The organism is Candidatus Propionivibrio aalborgensis (assembly GCF_900089945.1).
In the GTDB taxonomy this organism is placed as follows: Bacteria; Pseudomonadota; Gammaproteobacteria; order Burkholderiales; family Rhodocyclaceae; genus Propionivibrio; species Propionivibrio aalborgensis.
This window is the reverse complement of sequence record NZ_FLQY01000310.1, coordinates 1-4,696: the sequence shown is the minus strand read 5'-3', so window position 1 is coordinate 4,696 and position 4,696 is coordinate 1. Positions and strand designations below refer to the sequence as shown.

The 4,696-nt window shown below is 62.2% G+C and carries 5 protein-coding genes and 1 tRNA gene; 5 read left to right on the top strand and 1 reads right to left on the bottom strand.

The window, feature by feature from the left end:
* The coding region (gene cobT, locus PROAA_RS13500) for a nicotinate-nucleotide--dimethylbenzimidazole phosphoribosyltransferase (protein ID WP_186411839.1) at nt 1–949 on the bottom strand (949 nt) is incomplete at its 3' end.
* A gap of 62 nt (nt 950–1,011) precedes the next feature.
* Here cobT and cobU point away from each other — a divergent pair.
* The 5 genes from cobU (at nt 1,012) to PROAA_RS13475 (ending at nt 4,696) form a co-directional block, all read left to right on the top strand.
* Nucleotides 1,012–1,557 (top strand): bifunctional adenosylcobinamide kinase/adenosylcobinamide-phosphate guanylyltransferase, encoded by a 546-nt coding sequence (gene cobU / locus PROAA_RS13495; protein ID WP_186411838.1) that lies wholly within the window; start codon nt 1,012–1,014, stop codon nt 1,555–1,557.
* 79 nt (nt 1,558–1,636) lie between these two features.
* A complete protein-coding gene (gene cbiB, locus PROAA_RS13490) occupies nt 1,637–2,584 on the top strand; it encodes an adenosylcobinamide-phosphate synthase CbiB (protein WP_186411837.1) in 948 nt (315 codons plus the stop codon).
* Nucleotides 2,577–3,647, top strand: coding sequence for a threonine-phosphate decarboxylase CobD (gene cobD / locus PROAA_RS13485; RefSeq protein WP_186411836.1), 1,071 nt, complete (start codon nt 2,577–2,579; stop codon nt 3,645–3,647). Before cbiB ends, cobD begins: the two co-directional genes overlap by 8 nt.
* Nucleotides 3,648–3,655: 8 nt before the next feature.
* Nucleotides 3,656–4,537, top strand: a complete 882-nt coding sequence (locus tag PROAA_RS13480; protein WP_186411835.1) for a cobalamin-binding protein — start codon at nt 3,656–3,658, stop codon at nt 4,535–4,537.
* An 82-nt stretch (nt 4,538–4,619) separates the two neighbouring features.
* Nucleotides 4,620–4,696, top strand: a tRNA-Arg gene (locus PROAA_RS13475).

Below are 4,696 nucleotides of genomic sequence, written 5' to 3'. Positions count from 1 at the left end.
CGCCGGTGCCTTCGCCGAGACGCAAACCGAGGTCAAGAAGCGGCTCGGCTTTGAGGGCATGCAACTGTGCCTGGTGTCCCGGTTCAGCGGAGCGGTGGCAAAAAATGCAGTAGCCTCGAATCCGGGGATCAATATGCGAAGCGGCGAGCAGAGCGGCGGTCACAATGAAGCCGTCGATCAGCAACAGCATGCCGCGCTCCGCTGCCCCCAGCATGGCACCCGCCATCATGACGATCTCGAAGCCCCCGAACTCGGCGAGCACCTTCATTGCGTCCGCGTCGGCCGGTAAGGAAGCGCGGGCGACTGCTTGTGTTAGCAGTTCGCGCTTGCGCGCCAGCCCGGCGTCATCAAGGCCGGTTCCGCGACCGATGCAATCGATCAGCGGCGACCTCGTCAGAGCGTGGGTAATCAGCGCGGCCGACGCCGTATTCCCGATGCCCATTTCGCCGAAACCGACAACGTTGCATCCTTCGTCAGCCAGATCGCGGGCAATGTTCGCGCCTCTAATCAGTGCAGCGGCACAATCGGCGGCATTCATCGCCGACTCGTCAATATAGTTGCGTGTGCCGTGGCCGATGCTGGCGTCGATCAGCCTGTCGCGCTGTCCAAAATCATGCGCCACCCCGGCGTCGATGACCTTCAGCGCCAAGCCGTTCTGCCGTGCGAAAACGTTGATTGCCGCACCACCGACGAGAAAGTTCTCGACCATTTGCCAGGTTACATCCTGGGGGAAAGCCGAAACGCCGGCTTTGGCTGCGCCGTGGTCTCCGGCAAAGACCAGCAGATGCGGTTGCGAAAACTTCGGTGTCAGCGACTGCTGAATCCGACCGACCTGCAGTGCCAGCCTTTCGAGCTGGCCGAGCGCACCGAGCGGTTTGGTCTTGTTGTTGATCTTGGCGTGCAGCACCGGATCGAGCGTATTCTTGATCGGGAGAATGGAGAATTGCATGGCCAGCTCGCCTAGGACAAAGCGCAGATTATACGCGTGGGCGCTCATGCTAAGCTTGCGGCATGAAAGAGCTGATCATCGGTGGCGCCCGTTCGGGCAAGAGCACATTGGCGGAAAAGCGCGCCATCGAAAGTGGTCTGCGAGTTATCTACGTGGCTACCGGGCAAGCGCTGGATGGCGAAATGTCGCAGCGCATTGCCCGGCACCGGGCACGCCGCCCTGCCGAATGGGGATTGGTCGAGTCGCCGCTCGATCTGGCATCGGCATTGCGGCAAAATGCTGCTCCCGGAGTGTGCTTGCTGGTGGACTGCCTGACGCTATGGCTGTCGAATCTGCTCTTCGCCGGAGAATCGGCCAATCAGGCCGAGGCGGGCTTGCCGATCGAGTGCCCGATGCTCGCAACTGAAGTTCAGGCGCTGGTCGACACCTTGCCGGAATTGCCCGGACAAGTCGTCATCGTATCCAATGAGGTGGGTTGGGGGATCGTGCCGATGGCCGCTGTGTCGCGCCTGTTCGCCGACGAGCAGGGACGGCTGAATCAGCGCGTTGCGTCCGTGTGCGACAAGGTGACGATGGTCGTGGCAGGGCATCCGCTGGCCCTCAAATAGCACCGGCCGGCATCAGTTCAGGCTGCGGAAGATCGCGATATTCGGCGTAAAATCCCCGCTCCGCTTTCCTGATCTTCCCATGCCTGCCTCCTTGCCACTCGAATTGAGCATCCCACCGACCTTGTGGTTGCCGCTTGCCGCGATCGCCGCCGTCGTGTTGGACCATCGGCTCGGCGAGCCGAAGCGCTGGCATCCGCTGGTCGGCTTCGGCGCACTAACCAATGCCCTTGAGCGGGCGTTCAATCGTGGTTCGTGGCGACGGGCAAGCGGCCTGCTCGCCTGGATACTGCTTGTGGCGCCCTGGGCTGCGCTGGCGTTTTACTGCAAACGCTATGACTTTCTTGGCTGGTCGATCGAAGTTTTTCTGCTCTATCTAGCGCTGGGCGGCCGCAGCCTGACCGAACACGCAGAACGCGTATCCTCAGATCTAACGGCCGGCGACCTGCCCGCAGCACGGCGACATGTCGGCTGGATCGTCTCGCGCGACACCAGCGCACTTGATGAGGCCGGCGTGGCCAAGGCCTGTGTCGAGACGACCCTGGAAAACGGAAACGATGCCATTTTTGGCGCGCTGTTCTGGTTTGCCCTGTTCGGTGGGGCGGGCGCGGTGATCTTCCGACTGAGCAATACGTTGGACGCAATGTGGGGTTACAAGACTGAACGCTTCCTGCATTTCGGCTGGGCCTCGGCGCGCATCGACGATGTACTCAACTACGTACCGGCACGGCTGACCGCGTTATCCTACGCCCTGTTTGGCCGGACTTCCCGTGCGCTGGCCTGCTGGCGCAAGCAAGCGCCCTTATGGGACAGCCCGAACGCCGGCCCGGTAATGGCGGCGGGTGCGGGAAGCCTGGGCCTCACGCTTGGTGGAGTGGCGATCTACCACGGGCAGGCCGAAGAGCGGCCGGTACTCGGCGAAGGCCGCCCAGCGCGCCGCGACGATATTCCGCGCGCACTGACACTCCTGCGACGCAGCAGCGTTCTCTGGCTGCTGCTCTACTTTTGCGGCGGGCTGGCCGGTGCTTGAACACGGGGGAAAACTGCGGTCCGCAGCGCAACACTACGGCATTCAACTCGACAACTGGCTTGACCTGTCGACCGGCATCAACCCGCAAAGCTACCCGATTCAGACAATAAATCCGCTTTGCTGGCAACGTCTGCCGGAAGACAACGACGGGCTGGAGGCTGCCGCTACGGCCTACTACGGCAACGACCGGCTGCTGGTGTTGCCCGGTTCGCAGGCGGCAATCCAGATACTGCCGACGCTCTTCAAGCCCGCTGTTGTTGCTTTTCTGGCGCCGATCTACGAAGAGCATCCGCTGGCCTGGCAGCGCGCCGGTCACCAACTACGCCGCCTCCCCTCTTTGCGGCGCGCGCTGGCGGCGACCACTCCGATCGTGCTGCTTTGCAACCCCAACAACCCGACGGCAACGACATTGCCGCGCGAAGCCTTGCTCGAAGCCGCCGCCCAGCTTAACAATCGCGGCGGCTGGCTGATCGTCGACGAAGCCTTTGCCGACCCCGAGATGGCGAACGGAGCCACCGACTTCACTGGCTTGGCCAGTCTGGCCGGCAGCGCCGAAGCGCCCAGGCTGATCGTGCTGCGTTCGCTGGGCAAGTTTTTCGGCCTGGCCGGCGCGCGCGTCGGATTCATCCTCGGCGCTGCGGAAAAGCTTGATCAACTGCGCGAGGCCATTGGCCCGTGGCCGGTAGCGCATCCATCGCGCGCGGTGGCGCGGGAGGCGCTGTCTGATGTTGCGTGGCAGACGGCTGCGCGCAAACGACTGACGACAAGCTCGCTGCGCCTGGCCGACTGTCTCGCGCCGTTGGGTGAAGTCAAACGCACGGCGCTGTTCTGCACCCTGAGCATGGCGGAAGAGACGGCGACGATTGCGACAAGTACAACAAATCCAACGAGTGCGGCATCGAATGAACAACAACTCGACGCGCTGTTCGAACACTTTGCCCGCCGCGCCATCCTGACGCGCCGCTTCGCTCAGCACGGTCTGCTGCGCTTCGGCTTGCCCGGCAACGAAACGGAATGGCGGCGCTTATCCACGGCCATCGAAGAATGGGGACGTATCAATTGAAATACACAATGAAATGCATGCTGGCTGTCGCGCTGATAACCTTTTGCGGCCCTTCCCTTGCCGAAGTCGTCGTGCGCGACGATACGGGTGCGACCGTCCGTCTGCCCGAACCGGCCCGTCGCATCGTCACCCTGGCACCACATCTGGTCGAAACCCTGTTTGCTGCGGGTGCGGGCGACAAGCTCGTCGGCACGGTTCACTACAGCAACTTTCCCGAAGCGGCGAAGACAATCTCGCGTGTCGGCAGTTACGATCGTTTTGACCTGGAGAGCGTGGTCGCGTTGAAACCCGACCTGATCATTGCGTGGCTCAGCGGAAACGTGCCGGCGAGCCTCGACAAACTGCGTGCGCTTGGTTTTCCGGTCTATGTTTCGCAAATCGACCGCATCGATGACGTCCCGTCGGAGATCGAACGCTTTAGTGCGCTGGCAGGCACCAGCGAGATCGGGAATGCGGCCGCCAAGCGCTTCCGCGAACGCTTTGCCCGATTGCAACAGCGCTACAGCAAGCTTCCGCCCGTGCGAACTTTCTACCAGATCTGGAAGCAACCGCTGATGACGGTAGGCGGCAAGCAGATTATTTCCAGCGTCATTCGTCTGTGCGGCGGGGAAAACGTCTTTGAGCAACTGGAAACGCTGGCGCCGGCCGTGACCATTGAAGCAGTCATCGCCGCAAACCCCGAAGCCATTGTTGCCAGCGGTATGGGCGAATCCCGCCCTGAGTGGCTGGATGACTGGAAACGATGGGCATCGATTACGGCAGTCGTCCGCGAGAATCTGTTCTTCATTCATCCGGATCTTATCCAGCGCCACACCCCGCGCCTGCTTGACGGTGCCGAACTCCTCTGTCAGCAGCTTGAAACTGCACGCCGCCGAAGGCCACATGGATAGCGGAACCCAAGATCCAAGGTCAACCCGATCGCCCGCGCCATGGACGCGGCCAGACAAACGGGCTATGCTACGCACCCTCCTAGCGCCTGTAGCTCAGTTGGATAGAGTACTGCCCTCCGAAGGCAGGGGTCGCACGTTCGAATCGTGTCAGGCGCGCCA